Consider the following 23324-nt stretch of genomic DNA (forward strand, 5'->3'; position numbering starts at 1 on the left):
TGGCATGACTGTGAAACAAAAAGGGCCGCGGAATGCTCCGTGACCCTTCAAATTCAGTGGCTGCTTTTGTCCAACCCGATCAGTGCTGATCCACTGTGTGGATGCGGGTCAGTTGGTCTTTTACTTCCAGCTTCTTGCGCTTGAGCGCCGAGACCGCCAGGTCGTCGATCTGACGATTCTGCATCTCTGCCTGAATCATCCGGTCCAGTTCCTGGTGGCGCCGTTCCAGCGCTGCGATGTGGCCTTCAGTAGTCATAGACAACTCCTTCGACATCGTGGACTTGAGCATAGTCACAAAACTTTCACGCTTTGTCGACCTCTCAACGCCATAGATGGAATCCTGATGCAAATCGTGATGGCTTGGGCTAATCACATATCAGTTGGTGCACGAGTTCTCGGTTTCGGCATGCTGCAGCTTACCAAGGAACAGGAAGCCCAATTCGGGCTGGAACTGGCGACCAAGCGCCAGGAGCATGCCGATCTCGATGCGGCAATCCATACCCTAACGCAATCTCAATTCGCGGACCGAATGCTGGTGCAGCGGCTAAAGAAGCGCAAGCTGGCGCTCAAGGACCGTATCGTCGAACTCGAGAATATTCTCCTGCCCGACATCATCGCCTGACCGATCCAGGCCCTGCCGCCTTGAGTTGCCGTCTGATCTGCGCTAGATGCGCGCTTTGCGGAGCGGGATGGGGGAACTGCCATGCTCAAGCCACCGGTCGCCATCGTCATGGGCAGCCAATCTGACTGGCCGACTATGCGGCTGGTCGCGGAGACGCTCGAAGCCCTCGAAATCGAATATGAAGCGCGGATTGTTTCCGCGCATCGCACGCCCGAGCGGCTGGTCGATTTTGCCATGAATGCGCGAGCCGAGGGCATCAAGATCATCATTGCGGGGGCCGGCGGCGCTGCTCACCTGCCGGGCATGATTGCCGCAATGACGCCGCTGCCGGTTTTCGGCGTGCCGGTGCGGTCCAAGGCCCTCAACGGCCTCGATAGCCTTTATTCCATCGTTCAGATGCCTGGTGGCGTACCCGTTGGGACGCTGGCGATCGGCGAGCCGGGCGCAATCAATGCCGCGCTGCTCGCTGCGTCAGTCCTTGCGCTCAATGACGAGGAATTGGCCGACAGGCTTGATGCCCACCGTGAACGGCAGGCGCAGGCCGTGCCGCAATTTCCTTCCGACCTTGAGTAGTGCCTTGACCGAAAACACTGTCGCCCTCCGTCCCGGTTCCACCATCGGCATTCTTGGCGGTGGGCAGCTTGGCCGCATGCTGGCGCTGGCGGGCGCCAAGCTCGGGTTCAAGAGCCACATCTTCTGTCCGGATGAAAATAGCCCGGCTTTTGATGTTACCCCATTCAAGACCGTGGCGGCCTATGAAGACGAAGACGCTTTGCGCGCCTTTGCTGCGCAGGTCGACGTCATCACCTATGAGTTCGAGAATGTTCCTGCCGCCACAGCTGAACTCTTGGCTAGCCTGAAACCCCTTCGGCCAGGCGCGAACGCCTTGGCCATCTCGCAGGATCGCCTGGCGGAAAAAAGCTTCCTCGCTTCGAAAAACATCCCGGTTGCACCCTATCGCGCGGTTCATTCGCTTGAAGATCTTGAAAGGGCTATTGGCGAGTTGGGCCTGCCAGCAGTCCTCAAGACTACGCGGCTCGGCTATGACGGCAAGGGGCAGCGGGTGCTCCGCGAGCCCGCCGATGCCGAAGCGGCGTTTGCCGAATTACAGCCGCATCCGCTGGTTCTCGAAGCTTTCGTCCCTTTCGAAAAGGAAATCTCGGTAGTTGTGGCGCGCGGGGCCGACGGTCAGGTGCGCGCCTTCGATGCCGCCGAGAACGTCCATCGCCATCATATTCTTCATACCTCGACAGTTCCGGCTTCCATTCCACCTGGAGTGGACAAGCACGCGGCGATGCTCGCCAAGGTGATCGTCGTGGCGCTCGACTATGTGGGGGTTCTCGGGGTCGAGTTCTTTGCGATCGGTGGCGAGAAGCCAAGCCTTCTCGTCAATGAAATCGCCCCCCGCGTCCATAATTCGGGGCACTGGACTGAGGCCGTTTGCCTCACGGATCAGTTCGAGCAACACATGCGCGCCGTTGCCGGATGGCCGCTGGGCGATCCCAGGCGCTATGCCGATGTGGTCATGCAGAATCTGATCGGCGACGAGATCGACATCGTTCCCTCGGGGATCGACGGCAATACCCAGCCGCACCTCTATGGCAAGGCCGAAGCGCGGCCCGGCCGGAAGATGGGGCACGTCAACAGGATCGTGCGGGCGGAGTAGTCTTCCTCCAGGGGAACTACACGTTTTCACCGCGCCAACCAGTTTCGCAGCGCCTCTGCCACAGCCTGGGGATTTTCCATCGTGGGCAGGTGGCCACTTCTGGCAAAACGGGTGATATCCGCATGGGGAACGGCGGAGGCCATTTCTTCGGCGAGCTCGGGCGGGGTGAGACTGTCTTCGGTGCCAACCCCGATCAATGTCGGTACCTTGATGCCGGGCAGGGTAGGGCGTGAATCGATCCGTCCCAGGATCGCCTGCTGTTGCCGGATATAAGCATCCTGCCCGCAGCGCTCGGCCATGGCCTGTACTTCTTCGGCAAGCGGCGTGTCGAGATTACGCTTGGCCAAAAGGCTCGGGAGGAGGCTGCGTGACACGCCGATGAACTTGCCAATCCGGACGTTTTCGATGCCCTTGCGCCGCGCTTCGCGCCTTTCGTCGGTGTCAGGCCGCGCCGATGTGTCGAGCAGGGCCAGATGCGTTACGCGGTCTGGGGCCTGACGCATGATTTCGAGCGCAACATAACCACCCATGGAGAGGCCCGCCAGCGCAAAGCTGGGTGGTGCGGCGGCCAGGGTCCTCCTGGCCATGGCAACGATCGTATCATCAAGCGTCAGGTCTGCCACCAGCGGGGCGACCTCTTCGCGCAACGGCAAGACAATGTCGCGCCACAAGCGTGCGTCGCAAAGAAGACCGGGCAGCAAAACGAAAGGCTTGAGCATGGGACCTCTTGAGGTGAAAGCCACATGAGATGGTTAATGCCGGCAATGACTTGGCGCAAGGCGGCACCGATCATGGCAAATCGGCAGATTTTAACGGGTTTAGGAGTGGACAAGCGGTCGGGGTCAGGCTATATAGCGCGCCACGGTGACCGGCTCGGCTGGTCGGCGGCGTTGGTTTTGTGCCTCGTCGCTTCTATCCAACCTGATTTTGCCAAGCTTTGAAGGGGCAGTTGACCTTTGCAAGTAGTCGTTCGCGATAACAATGTTGACCAGGCGCTGCGCGCACTGAAGAAGAAGCTGCAGCGCGAAGGCGTCTTCCGCGAGATGAAGCTGCGCAACTACTACGAGAAGCCATCTGAAAAGAAGGCTCGCCAGAAGGCTGAAGCAGTGCGCCGCGCCCGCAAGTTGGCTCGCAAGCGCGCTCAGCGTGAAGGTCTGATTGCGGCGCCCGCTCGCAGCTAGTCAACGCTCATATCGAGATTTCGAGAACGCCGTCCGCAAGGGCGGCGTTTTTGCTTGTGTCATTTGGGGATCCCAATTTCGGTCTCCACCGGAAACCAGTATCGGTAGAGACAAGCTAGCGGCTCAGGCCCGCTTGCGCTGCCGGTCCAGGAGCGCAACGAAGAGGGTGATGACCGCTGTTGCAGGCAGTTGCACAACGAGCGCGGTGCGCGCATCGGAGAAAGCCGTGCCGGCAACCAGAGAGCCGACAAAGCCGCCGCCCACCTGGAAAAACCCGGTTAGAGCGCCTGCTGCGCCGGCAATCGCACCAAATCCGGCCATGGCCGCGGTTGTCGCGCTGGGGCTGACAAAGGCGAGCCCAAGCATCCAGAGCCCCACCGGCGCCATGATGGCAATCACCGAGTGCGGGAAGAGGTTGGGCAAGAGGGCAAAGCCAGCTCCGCTCACCGCCAAGAGCGCCAACGCGATCGAAACCAGGAATTGGGCGGTGACCCGACGCGACAGTGCGCCGACGATCAGATTGCCGGTGATAAATGATGCGGTCTGCACCAGCATGGCCATGGCAAACTGGAATGGAGTAAGACCCATCTCGTTGATGAAAATGAAGGGCAAGAGCGCGGTAAAGCCGTGAAAGCCTGCAAAGGTCAAACCGAGGAGGAGCGCGGGAAAGACGAAATCGGGTGCCGAAACCAGGGTCCGGTAGTTGTCGAGCACGGTTCTGGGGCGAAACGGCATGCGCCGCTCTATCGGAAGCGTTTCCCGCGCGCCGAGCCCCATCAGCGCAAGAATGGCAAGGCCAAAGCCGGCCATGACCACAAACATGACGTGCCATGATCCCCAAAGCAGTATGACGCTGCCAAGGGTTGGTGCAACGGCCGGTGTTACGGTGAGGATGAGGTTGACGAGCGTCAGGATGCGGATTGCTTCGCTACCCACAAACTGGTCGCGCACCATGGCACGCGAGAGTGCCACGCCCGCCGAGACGCCAAAGCCCTGGATAAAACGGCCGAGAAACAGAATTTCGAGCGTTGGCGCAAGGGCGCCCACAAGACTGCCCACTACATAGATGGCGAAAAAGGCAATACCGATGCTGCGGCGGCCATAGCGATCAGACAGCGGGCCGCAGATCAGTTGCGCGAGGGCGAAAGCGGCGAAATAGACGGTCAGCGTCAACTTTCCGGCTGCATCATTCGTCGCGAAATCCCCCACGATCGTGGGAAGGGCAGGGGAGTAGAGCGTCAGGCTCAGGGGGCCGGTGGCCACCATGAGCCCGCCGATGACGGCAGTGCGGCGAGCGGACATGCCCACCGTGGTCGATTCGGTCACTCTGTCCGCGCTCTCTCAAAGAATGCCTTGGCCTGGTCCCAAAGTCCGGCCGCCCAGAGGTCGGAGTGGTCAGCATCGGGGACGATCCAAAGCTCGTCCGGGTTGGGCGCCAGCTCGTAAAGACGCTCGCCATTGGAAACGCCGACCACCGTATCCGCCGTGCCATGGGCCACGAACACCGGCTCTTGGACGTCCGTGATCCATTCGTTGGACCGGAACTGGTCAAGCATCACCCAGTTCACCGGCAGGATCGGATACCGCTCTGCCGCAACTGTGACTGCGGACAGGAAAGGGGTTTCGAGCAACAGGGCCTCGGCATCGCGCTGACTTGCCACATAGGTGGCAGGCCCGCTACCCAGAGAGCGGCCCCAGATCAGGATGGGCGATCCTTGCTCCGCTGCCCAGTCATAAGCGGCAACCGCGTCGGCCAGAATGCCTGCCTCGCTGATCGTGCCGGCAGACGCGGGGAAGCCGCGATAGTCGAAAGCAAGAAAGCCATAACCATCGGCGACGAATTGGGCGTAGCGCTCGTGCTCGGCCGAAAAGCTGCCCGAGTTCCCCTTGTAGTAAAGGATCAAAGGCATGCCGGGGGCGGGCGGCTGATACCAGCCATTGATCACCGCGCCCTCGACGGGAATTGCAATCTCCCGCGCTCCAGGCAAGGCGGCCGACGCAAGCGCCGTAACTTCGCCCGTGGCGTCATACTGAAAACTACGCTGATTGACATACATGTAGCTCGTCGCGCCGACATAGGCGACCGCGAACAGAACGAGTATGCCCGCCAAGGCAAGTTTGACCCATTTCACCGAGGAAATCCTGCTTTGATGTTAGAGCCAAGCCTATAGCAGGCTTGGCCGGTCAAAGCTCGGAAATCGTCTTGGCAATCGCTTCAACAAAAACTTCGTCTGGCTGGGCACCCGAGAGCGCGTATTTCTCGCCGAAAACAAAGAATGGAACGCCGCGAATGCCTTGCTGGGCCGCAGAGGTTGCCAGCTGCTCGGTAATGGAAAGTTCATTGGCATCGTTCATCGCGTCAAGTGCGTCGCCACGGTCCCAGCCATGCTCGGCCGCAATATCAGCCAGCACATTGTCGACGTTGATTTGGCGATGATCGAGAAAATAGGCCTCAGCAATGGCATTAGCCAATTCGTGCTGGTTGCCATTGGGGCGCGACAGCCGGGTGATCGTATGAGCCTTGGCTGTGTTGAACATGCGCGGCTGTTGACTGAGGTTCAGTTCGATGCCGGCTTTTTTCGCCTCGGTCTCGACGCGCTCCCACATCTCCTTGGGATCGCGACCATATTTCTCCCGCAGCATCTCACCCACATCCACGCCTTCGGGTGGCACAGTGGGGTCGAGGTAGAACGGGTGGTTTTCAACGACGACATCGACATCGTCGGGCACGTTCTGGAGCGCATTGTCGAGACGGGCTGATCCCACAAGGCACCAGGGGCATACCACATCGGTGAAAACATCAATCTTGAACGTGCGGGCCATGGGACTGCTCCAGAGTGTTTGCATCCCACATGGCGGTCACCATGCTCTCCCACAAGAGGGCACTTTGGGGTAACCGCCTCAGGCAGCAACGCCCATTACAGGTTGCTGCGCATTGACGAGAGCGAAGGGCGGGGCAAAGGCCGCAGTCATCGCAAGGCCCAGAGCCGAACCGAAGCCGGTCCAAACAAGGGCAGGGGCCATCAGCCAACCGGCAGTCTCGGACCGGCGTGCCACGCGGATCCCGGCAGCAAGACCCAGAAGCATGAGTGTCGTCATAACGAGTGCGAGCGCAAAAGCGTCGAACATAGGCGCCATGAACGGAAATAGAATGAGCCCGGCAATAAACGCTACCAGCCAATGCTCGGCATGATTAGCGAGGCCACGGGCTTCGGCGGTGAGCCCAAAGGCAAGCCCGAGCGGCGCGAGAATGGCAAAGTGCACCGCTGCGCCCATCCAGCCCTGCATGCCCGCCGGTGAAAAGAAAACTGGCAGATAGCCTGTGGCCTCGCCAACAAAGTTGGCGCCGCCGAAAGCTGCGAGAGGCGCCACGCTCAGAAGACCGAGCCGCGTAACTCGCGCAAGGTCCCACTTCTTCTTGGCGGCGAGGGTGGAGTCTGTGTGGTGCGCAGTAATGGTCGCCATTTCAGCGGCTCCCGTGATTGATAACTGCGGAATCAATGACCCGAATGCCGAAGGGGTTCCCTATACGTCAACACACTCGCGTGTTGATCGGGTTGCTAAAGGTGTGCTGCAGGCCCTATCTGACGGCCACGGACGGATAGGGAAAGGAGCCATGAATGAGCGACCGAGACCAGCTTGAGCGGCTCGAAAAACTTGAGAGCCGCGTTGCATTTCAGGACCACACGATTGACGAACTTAACCAGGTAATCACCGAGCAATGGTCCGTCATAGAACAATTGAGACGCAAGCTCGATGCCATGGAAGAGCAGGTGCGTAGCGGAAGCTATATCGCTGATCCCGCTACAGAAAAGCCGCCGCCGCACTATTGACCACTGGGCCTCGACACGTTTGTTTTCGTTTCCAAGAACCCCTCACCCAAGCGCTCTCTGTCTGAAGGGGGGAGAGGAACGAGGCTTGTGATCTCAAATAGAATCAACGTCACACGGGATGCCCTCCCGCGCTTCTTGCGAGGAGGGGTCTTGCTGCACAGTGATGTGCGGCCTCAGTGACCCAAGGACTTGACGATTTCTTCGGTCACTTTTTTTGCGTCGCCGAACAGCATCATGGTGTTGTCGCGGAAAAACAGCTCGTTCTGCACGCCTGCATAGCCGGCAGCCATGCCCCGTTTTATAAACAGCACCGTGCCGGCATCTTCGACATTGAGCACCGGCATGCCGTAGATCGGGGAAGTCTTGTCGGTCTTGGCAGCCGGATTGGTCACATCGTTCGCGCCGATCACGAAAGCGACGTCGGCCTGTGCAAATTCGGAATTGATGTCCTCGAGCTCGAATACCTCGTCATAGGGCACATTGGCTTCGGCCAGCAGCACGTTCATATGTCCGGGCATGCGTCCGGCAACGGGGTGGATGGCATATCTCACCTCGACGCCTGCCGACTTCAGGAGGTCGGCCATCTCGCGCAAGGCGTGCTGGGCCTGGGCCACGGCCATGCCATAGCCGGGCACAATGATAACCTTGCCTGCATTTCTCATCAGGAAAGCCGCATCTTCGGCCGCGCCCTGCTTGACCGGCCTGTCCTCTTCGGCGCCGCCAGAAGACACGGAGGCATCGCCCCCGAAGCCGCCAAGGATGACCGAGATGAAGCTGCGATTCATCGCCTTGCACATGATGTAGGAGAGAATTGCCCCCGATGAGCCGACAAGGGCCCCGGTGATGATCAGCGCGGTATTGCCGAGTGTGAAGCCAATGCCGGCCGCGGCCCAGCCGGAATAGGAGTTGAGCATGGACACGACGACGGGCATGTCGGCCCCGCCGATGGGGATGATCATCAGCCCGCCAAGAACCAGAGCGACAATGGTGATCAGCCAGAAAAGCACAGGCTCGGCGCTGACCGTAAACGCCCAGATCAGCGCCAAGAGCACGATGGCGAGCACGATGTGGATGAGGTGACGCGCCGGCAGGATGATCGGCTTGCCGCTCATATTACCGTTAAGCTTAGCGAAGGCGATGACCGAGCCTGTGAAGGTAAAAGCGCCGATGGCGACCCCGATCGACATTTCGATCAGCGCCTGGGCATGAATGGCGCCCGGCACACCGATCTCGAAGGCCTCGGGTGCGTAGAGCGCTGCGGCGGCAACGAAGACGGCGGCAAGGCCCACGAGTGAGTGGAAGGCCGCAACAAGCTGCGGCATGTCGGTCATCTTCACCTGGCGCGCGATGAAGGCGCCGATGCCGCCGCCGAGACCCAGCCCGCCGAGAATGAGAATCCAGCTGATCCAGTCGCCCGGCGCTGCAACAAGCAGGGTCGTGACTATGGCGATAGCCATGCCGACCATGCCCAGAAGGTTGCCCCGTCGCGAGGACGACGGGCTTGATAGTCCGCGAAGCGCCAGAATGAACAGCACGCCTGACAGCAAATAGAGAAGCGCAGCGAAATTGGCGTCGATCATTTGGTCGGCGCCTTTTTCTTGTACATGGCCAGCATGCGCTGGGTAACAAGGAAGCCGCCGAAGATATTGACACTCGCAAAGACCAGCGCGATGAACCCGAAAAGCTTGGACACCCAGCTGGCGTCGTGAGCGAGCTCGACGCCTACCGCGAGCAGGGCGCCCACCACGATAACCGATGAGATCGCATTGGTGACGCTCATCAGCGGCGTGTGCAGCGCCGGTGTCACGCTCCAGACCACGAAATAGCCGACAAAGATCGCCAACACGAAAATCGCAAGGCGAAAGGTGAAGGGATCAATGGCTCCGCCTATGGCGCCGTGCGCCAGCGCGGTTGCCGTATCGGCCAGGTTCTCTGCCGTGGTTCCCATTTACTTTTTCCCCTCCGCCTCGCCGCTCGTTGTCCTCGGTTCGCCTGGCACGCGGTGCGGAGGCGCTGGCCTTTGTGCCTCCGGCTCGTGCTGCGGGACGGCTTCTGCAGGCATCTGTCTGGGCTCTGATGGCCGGTCGACCGCCTCGATTTCCTCTTCTTGAGGGCGGGCGAGCGGCGCAGCAGTCGCGGCAAAATGCGGGTGCACGACGGCACCGTCGCGCGTCAGCACTGTGGCGCGCACAAGCTCGTCGTTCCAATCGATGGCGAGCTGACCCGTGCTTTTGTCGATCAGCGTCTCGGTGAAGGCGAGCAGGTTGCGGGCATAAAGCTGGCTGGCGGTGGCGGGGATGCGGCTTGCCAGATTGGTAAAGCCGAGAATCCTGATCCCGTTATGCTCGACAATCTCGTCCGGGCGGGTCAGCTCCACATTGCCGCCGCGCTCCGCCGCGAGGTCGACGATTATTGCGCCGGAGGTCATGGTCTCGATCATCTCAGCGCTGAGCAGCTTGGGGGCAGGTCGGCCGGGAATAAGCGCAGTCGTGATGACAATGTCCTGCTTGGCAATATGCCCGGCAACAAGGGCAGCTTGCGCCTCGCTTTCGGCCAGCGTCAGCTCGCGCGCATAGCCCCCCACGCCTGAAGCATCCTTGAGCGCCTCTGTCAGGATGAATTTTGCGCCCAGCGATTCCACCTGTTCACCCGCGGCGGCCCGGACATCGGTTGCCGAGACAACGGCGCCGAGGCGGCGGGCAGTGGCAATCGCCTGAAGGCCGGCAACTCCGGCGCCCATGACGAACACTTTTGCGGGCCGCACGGTACCGGCAGCCGTCATCATCATGGGCAGGGCGCGGTCGAAATGCGCCGAGGCTTCGATCACCGCCTGATAGCCGGCGAGGTTAGCCTGGGACGAGAGAATATCCATCACCTGCGCGCGGGTAATACGCGGCATCAATTCCATGGCAATGGCGGTGATGCCCGCACGAGCGAGATCTGAGATTTCAGCATCGTTGCCGAAAGGATCGAGCGCTCCGATCAGGAGGGCACCGGGATTGGCCCCGGCAAGCCGCCCAGCCCATGGCCGGCGAACGGTCAAGATGAGATCGGCGCCGTGAACTGCGGCAGAAACGGTTGGCGCGATCGCAGCGCCCTGCGCCGTGAAGGCCGCATCGGGGATGCGGGAGCCCGAGCCAGCTCCCGTTTCCACACTGACTTGCGCGCCAAGCCCGATGAGCTTGGTGACGGTTTCGGGCGTGGCGGCGACGCGATGTTCGCCTGACACGGTTTCCCGTAGAACCGCTATCTTCATCAGAACTCTCCCCACCCGCCTGCCGGCGGGCAGGCAGCTCTAGCGCCTGCTTGTTTTCTTTATGGCTGGACCACGAAGTAGAGGATGATCAGGAGGGCCGCCGTCCCAATCACGGACCACTTCACCCCGATCAGAAACCCGTTATAGGTCTTTTCGTGTTCGGCGTAGTCCATCCCGGACTCCAGTACCGGCTCGGAATGATGCTCTGGTCGGTGTGTGGCCATTTGGTCCTCGAGAATAAGTCGTCATTGTCGATCAGCCTTGCGGCGATGTTGTCTCAAGCTCGTCGATCAGCCGCTCGATCATCGAGAGGCCGAGCGACCAGAAGTTGGGATCCTTAGCATCCAGCCCGAACGGCGCCAGCAGCTCGGAATGGTGCTTGCTCCCTCCGGCTTTCAGAAGCTCGAAATAGCGCTCCGCAAAGCCCTCGCTCGATTTCTCATACTGTGCGTAGAGCGAGTTCACAAGGCAATCGCCGAAGGCATAGGCATAGACATAGAAGGGGGAGTGGATGAAGTGCGGAATATAGGTCCAGAAGATGTCGTAGCCTTCGTTCTGGATGATCCCGTCTCCAAGGGATTCGGTCTGCACGTCGAGCCAGATCTGGTTGATCTCCTCGAGCCGCAATTCGCCTTTGCGCCTTGCGGTATGGACCCGGCGCTCGAAGGAGTAAAAGGCGATCTGACGCACGACCGTGTTGAGCATGTCCTCGACCTTTGAGGACAGAAGCGCGAAGCGCTGCTTGGGGTCGGTGGTCTTGTCGAGCAGCGAGCGGAAGGTCAGCATCTCGCCAAAAACCGAGGCAGTCTCGGCCAGCGTCAAGGGGGTATTGGCAAGGATCGGCCCCTGTGCCGCAGCCAGGCGCTGGTGAACCCCGTGGCCCAGTTCATGGGCCAGCGTCATGATATCGCGCGTGCGCCCGAGATAATTGAGCATCAGATAGGGATGGGCGCTCGGCACAGTGGGATGGGCAAAGGCGCCTGAAAGCTTGCCTTCGCCGGTTGGCGCATCGATCCAGCCGGAGTTGAAGAAGGGTTTTGCAACCTCGGCAAGGTCGGGCGAAAAACGCCCATAGGCATCGAGCACGGTTGAAACCGCCGTGTCCCAATCCCAGATGCGTTCATCACTCGTCGGCAGCGGCGCATTGCGGTCCCAGGCATTGAGCTTGTCCTTGCCGAACCATTTTGCCTTCATTTTGTAGTAGCGGTGGGAAAGCCGCGGATAGGCCGCCTCGACCGCCGCCTGAAGAGCGTCCACCACTTCGCGCTCCACCGAATTGGCCATGTGGCGGCTGTCGGCGATATCGCCAAAGCCGCGCCAGCGATCCGAGATTTCCTTGTCCTTGGCGAGCACATTGGTGATGTGCGCAAAGAGCCGTCCATTGGCCTTGAAGGTCTTGGCCAGCGCCTTGAAGGCGCTTTCGCGCTTCTTCTCGTCCTTTTCGGAAAGCAGGTGGAGCGTTGATTCAAGGTTGAGGGTTTCCCCGTCCACCTCGAATTCAAGGCTCGACATGGTCTCGTCAAAGAGCCGGTTCCAGGCGGAAAAAGCGGTGACCGACTTGTCGTGGAACAGCTCTTCGAGCTTGTCGTCGAGCTGATAGGGTTTTGCCTTGCGCAACTCGGCAAACCAAGTCTTGTAACGCCCCAGTTCAGGGTCGGCCGCAATGGCCGCGTCGAGCGTCGCGTCGTCGATGCGGTTCAATTCCAGTTCGAAGAACAAGACCCGCGTCGACAGCGTCGTCAGCGCCTCGTTGGTGTCGCCCATGAACTTGGCGCGATCCGGATCGGTCGAGCGCTGCGCATATTGAAGGAAAGCAAAGGAGCCGATGCGTCCGGTCAGGTCACCAAGCGTTTCGCTGTCCTTGATGGCCTTGACAAGCGCGCCCGATTTGGTGAGTTCGGTCAGCTTGCCCTTGTAGTCGGCCTCGAATTTGCTCGCGAGACTTTTGGCCTCCTCGAGTGCGGTCTTGAATTCGCTGCTGTCCTTGCCCGGATAAAGGTCGGAAAGATCCCAGACCGGAAGGTTGCCAAACTGGTTGTGGCCCTTTTGTGCGGCAGCGCTCATGCGAACTCGACTCCAAAATTTGCTTCGGGCTGGACCTTAGCGAGGGGAGGCGATGCTGTGAAGGCATCCTGTCACTGTCGGGTTTGCCGTGATCCCTATCTTGGCGCGGCGCGCCGCCTTCTCCCCCTAAGAGGGAGAAGAACAGCCAGGCGATCGCCTCTTATTCCTCTCCCTCTCGGGGAGAGGTGGCTCGGCGCAGCCGAGTCGGTGAGGGGGATACGTCGCTCATCCAGAAAGCGAAAGTCACCCCGCCAGCAACCTGTTCGTCCCATCCCAGATCAATTGCAGCGCCAACAGGAACACCAGCCAATAGGCGATCCGATAAAACAGCTTCATCGAGATCCTGCGCACCAGATAAATCCCGAGAAAGACGCCGGCGACACCGACCGGAGCCAACGCTGCTGACAATGTCAGGTTCTGCACGTTGAGTTGGCCAAGAAAGAAATAGGGAATGAGTTTTGCCGTATTGACGATGGCAAAAAACACCGAGGTTGTGCCCGCATAGATCGCCGGCGCCAATTTGCGCGGCAAGACGTAGATCTGGAAGGGCGGCCCGCCGGTATGGGAAATGAAGCTCGTAAAGCCCGCAAGGCCACCCCAGAACGTGCCCCATGGCTTGGATGGCGGCAGGCCTTCGAGTTTCTTGCGCAGCGGCAGAATGGCGTCGATGACGAAGATCAGGGTGATCACGCCCACCATCAGCAAGACAACCGCATCGCTGACAAAGGCCCAGAGTGCCCAGCCGAGCAGCGTTCCCACCGCCGCGCCCGGCAGCATGATCTTGAGGATTTCGCGGTTGAATTCCTTGCGATACATCCAGACCGCAACAGCATCCATGCACAGCAAGACCGGCAGCATCATTCCGGCTGCGTCGCGCGCGGGCATGACTAGGGCAAGAAGCGGCACGCCCACAACGCCTAATCCGCCCAGAAGCCCAGCCTTTGACAGGCCAACAATCAGCACCGCGAAAACGGCGACGGCAACAAAGACGGGGTCGAACATGGGAAAGGCGAATCCAGGCAGGCAGGAAAACTATCCCCATGCTTGAATGGAAGACTTGTCAACCGCGCGGGTTCAGCCTTTCACGCGCTGCGGACGTGTTAACCTTTTCCATTGTCACGCCAATCCCCCGCCACTACTCTCCCCACATTGATTTGTGTGCGCGGGGCGAGGTTCAGGCACGATGTCGCAAGGTTACGATCCCTACCATCTCGCCTCGCCGGCCGTTTACCTCGTCAAGATCATCATCTTTCTGGTGCTGGTGGCCCTGGTCGCCGCCATCCTGTTCACCAATATCATCAGCTTCTTCTGGGCCAACCCGTTCATCAATTCGATGATCCTGTTCGCCCTGTTCGTCGGCATCTTTCTCAGCTTCCGACAGATTTTCCGGCTTTTTCCGGAAGTGAAATGGGTCAATTCGCTCCAGGAGGGTAATTCCACCCAGGTGCGTCCGCCGGTTCTGCTTGCTCCGGTGGCCGGCATTCTGCGCGAGCGCATCGGGGAGGCAGTGATCACGCCGGCCTCGATGACATCGATCCTTGATTCCGTAGGGAACCGGCTCGATGAAGCCAAAGACACGTCGCGCTATCTAACAGGCCTGCTCGTATTCCTCGGTCTCATGGGCACTTTCTATGGTCTTCTCGAGACCGTTGGGTCGGTGGCCAATGTCATCAATGCGCTCGATGTCACCTCGGCCGACAGCGCGGCGCTGTTCACCAATCTCAAGGAAGGTCTCGCCGCTCCGCTTGGCGGCATGGGCACGGCATTCTCGTCTTCGCTCTTTGGTCTCGCCGGCTCGCTGATCCTTGGTTTTCTCGATCTGCAGACGAGCCAGGCCCAAAACGCCTTTTACACCGATCTTGAGGACTGGATGACCTCGATGACCGAGCTAGACCATCCCGTCTCCGCCATGCAGGCCAATGCTGCGGGGCCGGACATGCAGGCCATGATCGACCGCATCGGCACCACGATGCAGAACCAGAGCTCGTCACAAAATGCCATTCGCGCCATGGCCGAACTCGCCCGCGGCATCGATGGCCTCGTCAAGCATATCCGCACCGAGCAGGAGGATCTGCGCGCCTATATCACCGAGCAGAGCGCCACAAACAAGCGCCTGCGCGAGTTGATCGAAGCCATGCTCAATGAAGACAACAATGCCGGGCGCCGGGAATAGGCCATGGCATCGAGCCGCTCACGCCGCCGCGTCGAAGCCAATTACTGGCCGGGCTTTGTGGATGCCCTGTCGAGCCTTCTGCTCGTCATTATCTTCCTTCTCAGCCTCTTCATGCTTACCCAATTCTTTCTAGGCCAGGAGATCCAGGGGCGCGACACGGCCCTGTCGCGGCTCAACAGCCAGATCGCGGAGCTGACCGAACTACTCCAGCTCGAGCGGGCCAATTCGGACGACCTGACCGAACAACTGGCGAACCTGACGGCGACGCTTTCGAGCGCGGAAGCGGAAAATCAGAACCTTGCCGGACAATTGGCGGGCATTGGCTCCGGCCTTGGCGATCGCGACGCGACCATAGCCGGGCTCCAGGATGACCTGATCAGCGCCGAGCGGCTGTCGGACGAAGCCAATGCGCAGGTGGCTCTCCTCAACCAGCAGCTCGCCGCCCTGAGAACCCAGATCGCAGCGCTCGAAAGTGCTCTCGAAGCCTCTGAAGCGCGCGACAGCGAATCCCGCACCCAGATCGCCGATCTCGGGCGCCGGCTCAATCTTGCGCTTGCGCAACGGGTGCAGGATCTGGCGCGCTATCGCTCCGACTTCTTCGGTCGCTTGCGGGCAATCCTTGAGAACCGTGCCGATGTGCGCGTCGTTGGCGACCGCTTCGTCTTCCAGTCCGAAGTGCTGTTCGATCCGGGTCAGGCCGACATTGCAACAGAAGGCACGCCGCAGCTCGACGCTTTGGCCGACGCGATCCTCCAGCTCGAACAAGAGATTCCGCCCGATATCAATTGGGTCCTGCGCATCGACGGCCACACGGACGCAAGGCCGATCTCGAATGCCCGCTTCCCGTCCAATTGGGAGCTCTCGGCAGCCCGTGCCATTTCCGTAGCGCAGTATCTCGTTTCGCGCGGTGTCGCTCCGGCGCGGCTCGTTGCAGCTGGCTTTGGCGAATTCGCGCCGCTCGATCCCGGTCAGAGCGAAGAAGCCTATCGCCGCAACCGACGCATCGAGTTCAAACTGACCGAGGGGTGACCGGCCGCGCTGGATTGGGTGAGCCGCGTGAAGGCGGCTCACTTTCAAGCTAGATGCGCTCGAACAAGCCCGGGTAATCGACCACTACCCCATCTTCATCCACCTGAAGCACGGCCTCGAAGTCGGCCGATTGAAAGCGGAAGTGGGTACTGTCGAGCTGTGTGTAAATCTGCTCGTTGCGCTGCACCGCCATCGTGGTCACGTCGATCCAGACCATGGCAAATTTCTGCGATTGCCCGGGCTGCCAGTTGCCACGCCAGATCGGAAGCGAGTTGGTCATCGGGGTGGGCCAGATATCGACATCGGTGCAGCCGCGAAGACCGGCTATTGGCTCGGCTCGGTCATCCGACCAGCCTCCCCCGCCATCGCAGAAAAGCTCCAATGCCCTTCCATCCGCACGCTCGATTTTCAGCGTGCGCGCATGGCCGTTCTCATCGAGCCTGATGCGATAGAAAAGACCGAAGTCGGGTCCTACTACGGCGCCACGAATGCGCGTGTCGCGGCCATTGGCGATCACATGGCAATGTTCGATGCTCGAGAGGTCACGCCCCCGCCACCGGTAAGACCGATCAAGTATCACGCCTGCCTCCACGCTGTGCTGTCTTTGCAGCAAAAGCATGGGCGGAAGGCAAGCGATTTGCGCTCCGGAGCCTGGGCGGATCAGGCCGGCGGGTTTACCGCATCGCGAATGTCGCGGAAGACCGGGAGTGCCTGATCGAGCGTTGTTTCGTCCGCAACGCAAGAGATCGCAGTGCGCCCCTTTGCTGTCTCGACCATCGAAAGGACAAGCCGGACATTTTCGGCACCCTCTTGCCTCGGCACGGCAACGAATTCATGGCCGCTATAGCCGGCAAGCTCGAAAGCCGTGTCGTCCTCAAAGTCGAAAACTGAGCTCATGCTGTCCTTGGCCAACTGCAGCCATTCGGGCGAGGTGACCATGTCATTGATCTCGGTCTGGCTCAGGTCGGCGTTTTGCGGGGCTGGCGCAAAGCTGACCTGGCAGAGCCACTCCTCGCCCTCGAAATTTGCGGGGCTGCCGCTGGCGGAACGGACGCCGAAATTGGCGGTATAGGGTGCAGCTGGCGCGATGGCTTCGACAACGAAATTACCATCAAGAGCTACGCCAAGCCCGGTCGCCGCATCCTCAGCGGCATAGGTGGTCGAGCCAAGGGCGAGAGCGGCAAGGAAGGCACAAGGCAAAAGGCGCATGAAAATGGCTCCGTATAGCAACAGGGCCTCAACCTAAACTGCGCTTTGGCACGAGAATGTGACCGCAAGAAAAAAGCCCCGCCAGAGCGGGGCTTTTCCGATCAGAGGGTTTTGGCGAACGCCACGGCCGTATCGGCCATGCGGTTCGAAAAGCCCCATTCATTGTCGTACCAGGAAAGCACCGACACGAAATTGCCGTCCATGACCTTGGTCTGGTCGAGGGCCATGGTGGAGGAATGCGGATCGTGGTTGAAGTCGATGGAAACGTTGGGCTGTTCGGTGTAGCCGAGCACGCCCTTAAGTTCGCCATCGGCATACTTCTTCACGGCCGCATTGATTTCCTCGGCGGTCACATTGCGCTTGGCGATGAACTTGAAGTCGACGCAGGACACGTTCGGGGTCGGCACGCGGATCGAGACGCCGTCGAGCTTGCCCTTGAGTTCGGGCAGAACAAGGCCGATGGCCTTGGCTGCACCGGTCGAGGTCGGGATCTGCGAGAGCGCAGCCGCACGGCCGCGATAGAGATCCTTGTGCATGGTATCGAGCGTCGGCTGGTCACCGGTATAGGAGTGAATGGTCGTCATCATCCCCTTTTCGATGCCGAATTCCTTGTGCAGCACATAGGCGAGCGGCGCGAGGCAATTGGTGGTGCACGAGGCGTTCGAAATCACCACGTCGTCGGCAGTGAGCGAAGCATGGTTGATGCCATAGACGATGGTCTTGTCCGCGCCTTCGCCGGGAGCGGAAATGATCACCTTCTTGGCGCCGGCCTTGAGATGAGCCGAGGCTTTTTCCTTGGAGGTGAAGATGCCGGTGCATTCGAGCGCGATGTCGATGTTCATGGCGGCATGGGGCAGGTTTGCCGGGTCGCGCTCGGCGGTCACCTTGATCGGGCCGCGACCGACGTCGATGCTGTCGCCCGACACGGTAACCGTGTGCGGGAAACGGCCATGGACGCTGTCGAAGCGCAGAAGGTGCGCATTGGTTTCGACCGGGCCGAGATCGTTAATGGCAACGACTTCGATATCGGTGCGACCAGATTCGATGATGGCCCGCAGGATATTGCGGCCGATGCGGCCAAAACCATTGATGGCGACGCGAACTGCCATGATTTTACGCTCCAGGAAGGGAGGGGAAGAGAAAGGGAGGCGAGGCTCTCTTACACTTGGGCGGTGACGGCTTCAACAACGGCCTTGGCGGTAATGCCGAAGTGGGCATAGAGCGCGTCGATCGGGCCCGACGCGCCGAACGAATGCATGCCGACAAAGCGGCCCTTGTCGCCAAGAAGCTTGTTCCAGCTCATCTCGATACCGGCTTCGACGGCAACGCGCGCCTTGGCGGTGCCGAGAACTTCGGCCTTGTAGGCGTCGGACTGCTTGGCAAAGAGCTCCATGGACGGCACGGCAACGACGCGCGCCTTGATGCCCTTTTCGGTCAGTTCCTTCTGGGCCTCGACGGCGATGGCGACTTCCGAGCCCGTCGCAAAGATCACAGCATCCGCATCGGCCGGGCCGACCAGGGTATAGGCGCCCTTGGCCGATTTGTTTTCGGTCGAGTTTTCGGTGCGCAGCGCCGGCAGGTTCTGGCGCGATAGCGCCAGTATCGATGGAGCCTTCTCGCTCTTGAGCGCCAGTTCCCAGCACTCGGCGGTTTCGACCGCATCGGCAGGACGGAAAACGAGGAGGTTGGGAATGGCACGCAGGGCCGACAGGTGCTCGACCGGCTGGTGGGTCGGGCCGTCTTCGCCAAGACCGATGGAATCATGGGTCATGACATAGATGACGCGCTGTTCCATCAGGGCGGATAGACGAATGGCCGGGCGGGCATAGTCGGTAAAGACCATGAACGTGCCGCCATAGGGAATGAGGCCGCCATGAAGCGCCACACCATTCATGGCCGCGCCCATTTCATGCTCGCGAATGCCATACATCATGTAACGGCCAAGACGGTTGTCGGCCTGGAAGGGCAGCGTCTCGGGCGTGTTGGTCAGGTTCGAATGGGTCAGGTCGGCCGAACCGGCCAGAGTTTCGGGCAGCGCCTTGTTGATGACCTCGAGCGCCATCTGGCTCGACTTGCGGGTCGCGACCTTGGGCTTGTCGGCGACGAGCTTTTCCTTGTAGGCGGCAAAGGTCGCCTCGAATTCGGCCGGCAGCTTGCCGGCCATGCGGCGCTCGAATTCGGCCTTGTTGTCGGCCTTGGCGAGCCGCGCTTCCCATTCGCCGCGCACGTTTTGCGAGCGGGTGCCGGCTGCGCGCCAGGCATCGAGAATATGGGCGGGGATTTCGAAAGCGGGGTAGTCGATGGCAAGCGCCTGCTTGGCGCCGGCCAGCTCTTCGGCCCCGAGCGGGGCGCCGTGGACCTTTTCCGTGCCGGCCTTTTTGGGCGCGCCGAAGCCGATCGTGGTCTTGGCAGCGATCAGGGTCGGCTTGTCGGTGGAGGCCTTGGCGTCGTTGAGCGCTTTTTCGATCGCGTCCTGATCGTGGCCGTCGATCTCGATCGTGCTCCAGCCAACGGCCTTGAAGCGGGCGATCTGGTCGGTCGAGTCGGCGTTGGATACCTTGCCGTCGATGGTGATGTCGTTGTTGTCCCAGATGACGACCAGCTTGTTGAGCTTGAGGTGGCCGGCAAGCGAGATCGCTTCCTGGGAAATGCCCTCCATGAGGCAACCGTCGCCGGCAAGCACGAAGGTGTGGTGATCAACGATGTCGGAGCCGAACTCGGCTGCAAGCTTGGCTTCGGCCACGGCAAAGCCAACGGCATTTGCAAGACCCTGGCCGAGCGGGCCCGTGGTCGTTTCGATGCCGGTGGCATGGCCGAATTCGGGGTGGCCGGCGGTCTTGGAGCCGAGCTGGCGGAAGTTCTTGACCTCGTCGATGGTCATGTCGCCATAGCCGAGCAGGTAGAGCGAAGAATAAAGCAGCATCGAGCCATGGCCGGCCGAAAGGATAAAGCGGTCGCGATCGGCCCAATGGGGGTTCGCGGGATCGAACTTCATGACCTTCGTGAAGAGCACGGTTGCGATATCGGCGCAGCCCATGGGCAGGCCCGGATGGCCCGAATTGGCTTTTTCGACCGCATCCATGGCCAAGGACCGGATGGCATTGGCCAATTCATTCTGCTGGGCTGTGTTCGTCATCGCGCGGGCCGCTCTCTGGAAAGGGTGAGGAAGGCTGAAATCGGGGGAGAATGCTTGAGGAAAACGTCCTCCCAAAGGCGGGTTGAGCCATAACAGGTTCGTCCCTAGTGTCAATGTCACCCAAGGCCAGAGCCGTCCAGTCGCAGTGCGGTTTTGCGAGGGTTAGGACGGCCCGAGGTTGCATTGGGAGGAGGCTTGGGGCACGCTGATACAATTGAATCGAGTTTGTGCCGGAGTTGTTGCGGTCGATGAGTGACACACAGGGTAAGGACGGCCTTGCGGCAGCGACTGGCCGTTTTGATGCGGCCTTGGCTCGGCTCGACCAGAGCCTTGTCGAATTGACCAATCGTGTGCAGCGCATCAAGCGCATCGAAGTCGACACTCAGCGCCTCGTGCAGGAGCGGGCCCGGCTCGCTACGGAGCTCGACAAGACCTCAGCCCGCGCCAAGCGTCTCGACGATAGCGCCCACGACGTGTCGCGGCGCTTGGTCGTGGCCATGGAAACGGTGCGCGCAGTGCTGGCCAAGACGGAGTAACCAATGCCCGAGGTCAATGTCGAAATAAACGGCCGCAAATATCGCATGGCGTGTCAGGACGGCCAGCAGGGTCATCTGATCGCCCTGGCCGAGCGCTTCAACGCCCAGGTCGAGGAACTCAAGGGCGCCGTCGGTGAAATCGGCGACAATCGCCTGACCGTCATGGCCGGCATCGCCGTTCTCGACGAACTCGCCGAGGCCGAGCGCCGTATCGCAGCGCTGGAAGCCGAGGTGGAGACGCTGACTGCCGCCGGGCACCAGATTGCCGACGAACTGGAAGCGACTGAACAAGCGTTCGCCGGCAAGCTTGACCAAGCGGCCAAGGTTCTCAACTCCATCGCCGGTGTGCTGGACGAAACGGCGCCGCTGCAGAGCTAGTTTCTTTCCATGGGCATTTGGAAGGTGCCGCTACGCACCCCGTGGTTGGAGGCTTTTCTGACGAAAACCGCCTTACCACAGGGCTGCTGATGCAGTGTCGGCTTAGAACTTCGCCATCAATGGATCCGAGCCGATCCGTCCTTCGGCGCTATCGAGCCCATTGATTGCAGCTTTGTCCTCTTCGGTCAGTGCAAAGTCGAAGACATCGAAATTCTCCACGATACGGCTGGGTGTGACTGATTTTGGGATCACCACCAGACCCTCTTCGATATGCCAGCGGATGATTACCTGAGCCGCGCTCTTGCCATGGCGCTGTGCGATTCCGGCTATGGTGGGATCTTCCAGCATCTTTCCCTGCCCCAGGGGGCTCCAGCTCTCGGTGATGATCTTTTTAGGCTCGTAGCGGGCACGCAGTTGCCGCTGCTGGAACCTTGGATGAAGCTGAACCTGGTTGATCACCGGCAGCACGCCCGTTTCGGCCTCGAGCTTGTCGATATAGCTGCCTTCGAAGTTGGAAACGCCGATGGAGCGGGCCTTTCCTTCGTCCTTCAGGCGGATCAGCGCCTTCCATGTGTCGACAAACTTGCCGCGATAGGCGGAGGGCCAGTGGATCAAGTAGAGATCGACATAGTCGGTTCCAAGGCGCTCAAGGCTCTGGTCCATGGCGCGCAGCGTTTCGTCAAAACCCTGATCGTCGTTCCAGACCTTGGTGGTCAGGAAAATGTCCTCGCGACGAACGCCCGAGACCTTAATGCCTTCCCCAACGCCTTGCTCGTTCTGGTACACAGCTGCGGTATCGATGTGGCGATAGCCCGCCTTGAGCGCAGTCTCGACCGCTGTCACGGCCACATCGTCCGGCGTCTGCCAGACCCCGAGGCCGATCTGGGGAATAGTCCGGCCATCGTGAAAGCTCAAGTGTGGTTGCGTCGTCATTGGCTATGTCCATTGTTTGTGGAGAAAACCGGTCTGCCTCTCGCAAGGCGGTTCCGGGGACTTTCTTCCATACAAGATTAGTCTTTCGTCTGATAACCCAAGGTCTAATCGACGGGTTTTGGCGAAAGTCTAAGCTTGGGGCAAAGTTCCACCAATGCGAGCAAGGCATAAGCCATGACGAAATCTCTCAACGCCATCGCCCAGAAGCTGATGTCCCCGGGGCAGGGCATCCTTGCTGCCGACGAATCCGAAGGCACGATCGCAAAGCGCTTCGCCAAGATCAACCTGCCCAATTCGCTCGATTTGCGGCGTGACTATCGCGAGATGCTGTTCCGCTCGACCGAAGCCATGACCAAGTACATTTCCGGCGTCATCCTGACCGAAGAAACCCTTGAGCAATCAGCCGCCGATGGCACGACGTTCCGCGCCATTCTTGCCGATGCCGATTGCATTCCCGGCATCAAAGTCGATCGCGGCGCCTTCCCGATGCCGGGCGATAGCGGAGAAAAGATCACCGAGGGTCTCGATGGCCTGCGTCAGCGTCTGGTGCGCTATGCCGAGCTTGGTGCCGGCTTTGCCAAGTGGCGCGCCGTGATCACCATCAACGACGTTGCGCCCACCCGCAACAATATCCGCGCCAATGCCCATGCTCTGGCCCGCTATGCCATCCTTTGCCAGGAAGCTGGCATTGTTCCGATCGTCGAGCCCGAAGTTGTCGGCGATGGCGATCCGGGCAATCACTCGCTCGAACGCAGCGCGCAGGTCACCGGCGAAGTGCTCGAAAACGTGTTCAAGGAACTGCGCCTCGCCGGGGTTGATCTCTCGGGCATGCTGCTCAAGCCCAATATGGTGCTGCCCGGCGTCAATTCCCGTGATCGGCCCGGCGTCGAGGAGGTTGCCCGCCGCACCGTCGACGTGCTCAAGCAGCACGTCCCCGCTGCAGTGCCGGGAATTGCCTTCCTTTCGGGCGGGCAGACCGACGAGGAAGCCACGGCGCACCTCTCGGCCATGAACCAGATTGCCTATAAGCCCTGGCCGCTGACATTCTCCTATGGCCGCGCCCTGCAGAACGTGGCCCTGCGCACATGGGCCGGTCGCCGCGAAAACTTCCCGGCCGCGCAGGCCGCCTTCACCCATCGCGCCCACATGAACTCTCTTGCGGCCCTTGGCGAATGGTCCAACGAAGCCGACCGCGCTGCCGCCTGATCCCTGGTGCCTGTTTGCCCATGGCGTGCTCCCGGAAGGGAGCACGTTTTTCTTTGAAGGGCAAAGCGGCCCTCCGAGTTCAGGGCCAAGCTGGTCAACACT

27 protein-coding genes are annotated in these 23324 nt (G+C 60.5%); 10 read left to right on the forward strand and 17 right to left on the reverse strand.

The features are described 5' to 3' along the window. Positions 1-79: 79 nt before the first annotated feature. Complete coding sequence (locus BM364_RS00690; protein ID WP_092423705.1) at positions 80-256, reverse strand: YdcH family protein; 177 nt, start codon at positions 254-256, stop codon at positions 80-82. A gap of 150 nt (positions 257-406) precedes the next feature. Between BM364_RS00690 and BM364_RS00695 the strand changes: the two genes are divergently transcribed. The 3 genes from BM364_RS00695 (at position 407) to BM364_RS00705 (ending at position 2288) form a co-directional block, all read left to right on the forward strand. Then, positions 407-622 (forward strand): YdcH family protein, encoded by a 216-nt coding sequence (locus tag BM364_RS00695; RefSeq protein ID WP_092419541.1) that lies wholly within the window; start codon positions 407-409, stop codon positions 620-622. Positions 623-703: 81 nt separating this feature from the next. After that, positions 704-1195, forward strand: coding sequence for a 5-(carboxyamino)imidazole ribonucleotide mutase (purE, locus tag BM364_RS00700; RefSeq protein WP_092419544.1), 492 nt, complete (start codon positions 704-706; stop codon positions 1193-1195). A 4-nt stretch (positions 1196-1199) separates the two neighbouring features. Further along, positions 1200-2288 carry a 5-(carboxyamino)imidazole ribonucleotide synthase gene (locus tag BM364_RS00705; protein WP_244542727.1) on the forward strand — a complete coding sequence of 363 codons (1089 nt, stop codon included), beginning with the start codon at positions 1200-1202 and terminating at the stop codon, positions 2286-2288. A 26-nt stretch (positions 2289-2314) separates the two neighbouring features. Here the strand turns inward: BM364_RS00705 and BM364_RS00710 are convergent, their stop codons facing one another. After that, complete coding sequence (locus BM364_RS00710) at positions 2315-3007, reverse strand: alpha/beta fold hydrolase (protein WP_092419549.1); 693 nt, start codon at positions 3005-3007, stop codon at positions 2315-2317. A 237-nt stretch (positions 3008-3244) separates the two neighbouring features. On the opposite strand from BM364_RS00710, the gene rpsU reads away from it, so the two are divergent. Next, complete coding sequence (gene rpsU / locus BM364_RS00715) at positions 3245-3469, forward strand: 30S ribosomal protein S21 (protein WP_092419552.1); 225 nt, start codon at positions 3245-3247, stop codon at positions 3467-3469. A gap of 123 nt (positions 3470-3592) precedes the next feature. Here rpsU and BM364_RS00720 read toward each other — a convergent pair whose 3' ends face one another. From BM364_RS00720 to BM364_RS00735, 4 genes are all read right to left on the reverse strand, one after another. Then, on the reverse strand, positions 3593-4795 hold the full coding sequence (locus BM364_RS00720; protein WP_092419555.1) for a multidrug effflux MFS transporter: 1203 nt from the start codon (positions 4793-4795) through the stop codon (positions 3593-3595). Further along, positions 4792-5601, reverse strand: coding sequence for an alpha/beta hydrolase (locus tag BM364_RS00725; protein WP_092419558.1), 810 nt, complete (start codon positions 5599-5601; stop codon positions 4792-4794). Before BM364_RS00725 ends, BM364_RS00720 begins: the two co-directional genes overlap by 4 nt. A gap of 52 nt (positions 5602-5653) precedes the next feature. Continuing rightward, entirely contained in the window at positions 5654-6292 is a 639-nt protein-coding gene (locus BM364_RS00730) for a DsbA family oxidoreductase (protein WP_175528408.1), read from the reverse strand. A gap of 78 nt (positions 6293-6370) precedes the next feature. Continuing rightward, positions 6371-6934 carry a tryptophan-rich sensory protein gene (locus BM364_RS00735; protein ID WP_092419564.1) on the reverse strand — a complete coding sequence of 188 codons (564 nt, stop codon included), beginning with the start codon at positions 6932-6934 and terminating at the stop codon, positions 6371-6373. A 155-nt stretch (positions 6935-7089) separates the two neighbouring features. Between BM364_RS00735 and BM364_RS00740 the strand changes: the two genes are divergently transcribed. Continuing rightward, positions 7090-7302 (forward strand): SlyX family protein, encoded by a 213-nt coding sequence (locus BM364_RS00740; protein WP_092419567.1) that lies wholly within the window; start codon positions 7090-7092, stop codon positions 7300-7302. Between the two features lie 173 nt (positions 7303-7475). On the opposite strand, the gene BM364_RS00745 is transcribed toward BM364_RS00740, so the two are convergent. The 6 genes from BM364_RS00745 to BM364_RS00770 all read right to left on the reverse strand — a co-directional run bounded on the left by BM364_RS00745 (position 7476) and on the right by BM364_RS00770 (position 13624). Further along, positions 7476-8879: an NAD(P)(+) transhydrogenase (Re/Si-specific) subunit beta gene (locus BM364_RS00745; protein ID WP_092423707.1), complete on the reverse strand. Its 1404-nt coding sequence runs from the start codon at positions 8877-8879 to the stop codon at positions 7476-7478. Next, positions 8879-9250 carry a proton-translocating transhydrogenase family protein gene (locus BM364_RS00750; RefSeq protein ID WP_092419570.1) on the reverse strand — a complete coding sequence of 124 codons (372 nt, stop codon included), beginning with the start codon at positions 9248-9250 and terminating at the stop codon, positions 8879-8881. The genes BM364_RS00745 and BM364_RS00750 overlap by 1 nt, the downstream gene beginning before the upstream one ends. Continuing rightward, positions 9251-10558: a Re/Si-specific NAD(P)(+) transhydrogenase subunit alpha gene (locus tag BM364_RS00755; RefSeq protein ID WP_092419573.1), complete on the reverse strand. Its 1308-nt coding sequence runs from the start codon at positions 10556-10558 to the stop codon at positions 9251-9253. It abuts the gene before it with no gap. Between the two features lie 59 nt (positions 10559-10617). Beyond that, positions 10618-10731, reverse strand: coding sequence for an aa3-type cytochrome c oxidase subunit IV (locus tag BM364_RS00760; protein WP_175528409.1), 114 nt, complete (start codon positions 10729-10731; stop codon positions 10618-10620). Between the two features lie 82 nt (positions 10732-10813). Beyond that, positions 10814-12622, reverse strand: coding sequence for a M3 family oligoendopeptidase (locus tag BM364_RS00765; RefSeq protein WP_092419579.1), 1809 nt, complete (start codon positions 12620-12622; stop codon positions 10814-10816). A 243-nt stretch (positions 12623-12865) separates the two neighbouring features. Continuing rightward, on the reverse strand, positions 12866-13624 hold the full coding sequence (locus tag BM364_RS00770; protein ID WP_092419582.1) for a sulfite exporter TauE/SafE family protein: 759 nt from the start codon (positions 13622-13624) through the stop codon (positions 12866-12868). 181 nt (positions 13625-13805) lie between these two features. Between BM364_RS00770 and BM364_RS00775 the strand changes: the two genes are divergently transcribed. Together BM364_RS00775 and BM364_RS00780 are read left to right on the forward strand one after the other, a co-directional pair. Next, on the forward strand, positions 13806-14795 hold the full coding sequence (locus BM364_RS00775; RefSeq protein WP_092419585.1) for a flagellar motor protein MotA: 990 nt from the start codon (positions 13806-13808) through the stop codon (positions 14793-14795). A gap of 3 nt (positions 14796-14798) precedes the next feature. Then, positions 14799-15824 (forward strand): peptidoglycan -binding protein, encoded by a 1026-nt coding sequence (locus BM364_RS00780; RefSeq protein ID WP_092419588.1) that lies wholly within the window; start codon positions 14799-14801, stop codon positions 15822-15824. 49 nt (positions 15825-15873) lie between these two features. Here the strand turns inward: BM364_RS00780 and BM364_RS00785 are convergent, their stop codons facing one another. The 4 genes from BM364_RS00785 to tkt form a co-directional block, all read right to left on the reverse strand. After that, positions 15874-16404, reverse strand: a complete 531-nt coding sequence (locus BM364_RS00785) for a putative glycolipid-binding domain-containing protein (protein ID WP_175528410.1) — start codon at positions 16402-16404, stop codon at positions 15874-15876. 80 nt (positions 16405-16484) lie between these two features. Next, positions 16485-17033, reverse strand: coding sequence for a hypothetical protein (locus BM364_RS00790; RefSeq protein WP_092419594.1), 549 nt, complete (start codon positions 17031-17033; stop codon positions 16485-16487). A 101-nt stretch (positions 17034-17134) separates the two neighbouring features. Further along, entirely contained in the window at positions 17135-18142 is a 1008-nt protein-coding gene (gap, locus tag BM364_RS00795; RefSeq protein WP_092419597.1) for a type I glyceraldehyde-3-phosphate dehydrogenase, read from the reverse strand. A 50-nt stretch (positions 18143-18192) separates the two neighbouring features. Next, on the reverse strand, positions 18193-20169 hold the full coding sequence (gene tkt / locus BM364_RS00800; RefSeq protein ID WP_092419600.1) for a transketolase: 1977 nt from the start codon (positions 20167-20169) through the stop codon (positions 18193-18195). A 248-nt stretch (positions 20170-20417) separates the two neighbouring features. Between tkt and BM364_RS00805 the strand changes: the two genes are divergently transcribed. Next, the gene (locus tag BM364_RS00805) at positions 20418-20705 is read left to right on the forward strand and encodes a DUF4164 family protein (RefSeq protein WP_092419603.1); all 288 of its coding nucleotides are present in this window, start codon (positions 20418-20420) and stop codon (positions 20703-20705) included. A 3-nt stretch (positions 20706-20708) separates the two neighbouring features. Next, a complete protein-coding gene (locus tag BM364_RS00810; RefSeq protein WP_092419606.1) occupies positions 20709-21083 on the forward strand; it encodes a cell division protein ZapA in 375 nt (124 codons plus the stop codon). Positions 21084-21185: 102 nt separating this feature from the next. Here BM364_RS00810 and BM364_RS00815 read toward each other — a convergent pair whose 3' ends face one another. Next, positions 21186-22016 (reverse strand): aldo/keto reductase, encoded by an 831-nt coding sequence (locus BM364_RS00815; RefSeq protein WP_092419609.1) that lies wholly within the window; start codon positions 22014-22016, stop codon positions 21186-21188. Positions 22017-22190: 174 nt separating this feature from the next. On the opposite strand from BM364_RS00815, the gene BM364_RS00820 reads away from it, so the two are divergent. After that, the gene (locus BM364_RS00820) at positions 22191-23222 is read left to right on the forward strand and encodes a class I fructose-bisphosphate aldolase (RefSeq protein WP_092419612.1); all 1032 of its coding nucleotides are present in this window, start codon (positions 22191-22193) and stop codon (positions 23220-23222) included. The last annotated feature ends 102 nt before the right edge of the window (positions 23223-23324 follow it).

Origin of the sequence: Devosia crocina, assembly GCF_900116545.1 — a bacterium.
Lineage (GTDB): Bacteria > Pseudomonadota > Alphaproteobacteria > Rhizobiales > Devosiaceae > Devosia > Devosia crocina.

Coding starts and splice junctions, on each gene's coding strand:
- tkt (WP_092419600.1), bottom strand. CDS start 20,169: ATGACGAACACAGCCCAGCAGAATGAATTGGCCAATGCCATCCGGTCC.
- BM364_RS00735 (WP_092419564.1), bottom strand. CDS start 6,934: ATGGCGACCATTACTGCGCACCACACAGACTCCACCCTCGCCGCCAAG.
- purE (WP_092419544.1), top strand. CDS start 704: ATGCTCAAGCCACCGGTCGCCATCGTCATGGGCAGCCAATCTGACTGG.
- gap (WP_092419597.1), bottom strand. CDS start 18,142: ATGGCAGTTCGCGTCGCCATCAATGGTTTTGGCCGCATCGGCCGCAAT.
- BM364_RS00805 (WP_092419603.1), top strand. CDS start 20,418: ATGAGTGACACACAGGGTAAGGACGGCCTTGCGGCAGCGACTGGCCGT.
- BM364_RS00790 (WP_092419594.1), bottom strand. CDS start 17,033: ATGCGCCTTTTGCCTTGTGCCTTCCTTGCCGCTCTCGCCCTTGGCTCG.
- BM364_RS00775 (WP_092419585.1), top strand. CDS start 13,806: ATGTCGCAAGGTTACGATCCCTACCATCTCGCCTCGCCGGCCGTTTAC.
- BM364_RS00755 (WP_092419573.1), bottom strand. CDS start 10,558: ATGAAGATAGCGGTTCTACGGGAAACCGTGTCAGGCGAACATCGCGTC.
- BM364_RS00730 (WP_175528408.1), bottom strand. CDS start 6,292: ATGGCCCGCACGTTCAAGATTGATGTTTTCACCGATGTGGTATGCCCC.
- BM364_RS00770 (WP_092419582.1), bottom strand. CDS start 13,624: ATGTTCGACCCCGTCTTTGTTGCCGTCGCCGTTTTCGCGGTGCTGATT.
- BM364_RS00690 (WP_092423705.1), bottom strand. CDS start 256: ATGACTACTGAAGGCCACATCGCAGCGCTGGAACGGCGCCACCAGGAA.
- BM364_RS00750 (WP_092419570.1), bottom strand. CDS start 9,250: ATGGGAACCACGGCAGAGAACCTGGCCGATACGGCAACCGCGCTGGCG.
- BM364_RS00810 (WP_092419606.1), top strand. CDS start 20,709: ATGCCCGAGGTCAATGTCGAAATAAACGGCCGCAAATATCGCATGGCG.
- BM364_RS00815 (WP_092419609.1), bottom strand. CDS start 22,016: ATGACGACGCAACCACACTTGAGCTTTCACGATGGCCGGACTATTCCC.
- BM364_RS00780 (WP_092419588.1), top strand. CDS start 14,799: ATGGCATCGAGCCGCTCACGCCGCCGCGTCGAAGCCAATTACTGGCCG.
- BM364_RS00760 (WP_175528409.1), bottom strand. CDS start 10,731: ATGGACTACGCCGAACACGAAAAGACCTATAACGGGTTTCTGATCGGG.
- BM364_RS00820 (WP_092419612.1), top strand. CDS start 22,191: ATGACGAAATCTCTCAACGCCATCGCCCAGAAGCTGATGTCCCCGGGG.
- BM364_RS00740 (WP_092419567.1), top strand. CDS start 7,090: ATGAGCGACCGAGACCAGCTTGAGCGGCTCGAAAAACTTGAGAGCCGC.
- BM364_RS00710 (WP_092419549.1), bottom strand. CDS start 3,007: ATGCTCAAGCCTTTCGTTTTGCTGCCCGGTCTTCTTTGCGACGCACGC.
- BM364_RS00765 (WP_092419579.1), bottom strand. CDS start 12,622: ATGAGCGCTGCCGCACAAAAGGGCCACAACCAGTTTGGCAACCTTCCG.
- BM364_RS00695 (WP_092419541.1), top strand. CDS start 407: ATGCTGCAGCTTACCAAGGAACAGGAAGCCCAATTCGGGCTGGAACTG.